This window comes from Paenibacillus sp. FSL H7-689 (assembly GCF_000517905.1).
In the GTDB taxonomy this organism is placed as follows: Bacteria; Bacillota; Bacilli; order Paenibacillales; family Paenibacillaceae; genus Paenibacillus; species Paenibacillus amylolyticus.
The window spans coordinates 1-336 of sequence record NZ_ASPU01000062.1; the positions used below are offsets into that span (position 1 = coordinate 1).

A 336-nucleotide genomic window follows, 5' to 3' on the forward strand; every position below is an offset into this window, starting at 1 on the left:
AATGGTACTTGGACCGCAGGGTCCTGGGAGAGTAGAACGCCGCCAAGCGTAACCCATTTTGGGTTCAAATAGTATATATAATGTGGGCCCTTAGCTCAGTTGGTTAGAGCGCACCTCTGATAAGGGTGAGGCCGGTGGTTCGAGTCCACCAGGGCCCACCATCTATACCTTTAAACTTTATATGGGGCCATAGCTCAGCTGGGAGAGCGCCTGCCTTGCAAGCAGGAGGTCAGCGGTTCGATCCCGCTTGGCTCCACCAAAAAAGTTTTACAAGTTTGTTCTTTGAAAACTAGATATCGAAACGAAACAAACGCGAATTAGAACATTCCTTTTTAG

Annotated in this window: 2 tRNA genes; both read left to right on the plus strand. The window is 48.5% G+C overall.

The features are described 5' to 3' along the window. The first annotated feature begins 84 nt into the window (after positions 1-84). Positions 85-161: transfer RNA gene (locus tag C170_RS27380), tRNA-Ile, on the plus strand. A 22-nt stretch (positions 162-183) separates the two neighbouring features. Next, positions 184-259 (plus strand) — tRNA-Ala (locus C170_RS27385). Positions 260-336: the final 77 nt, after the last annotated feature.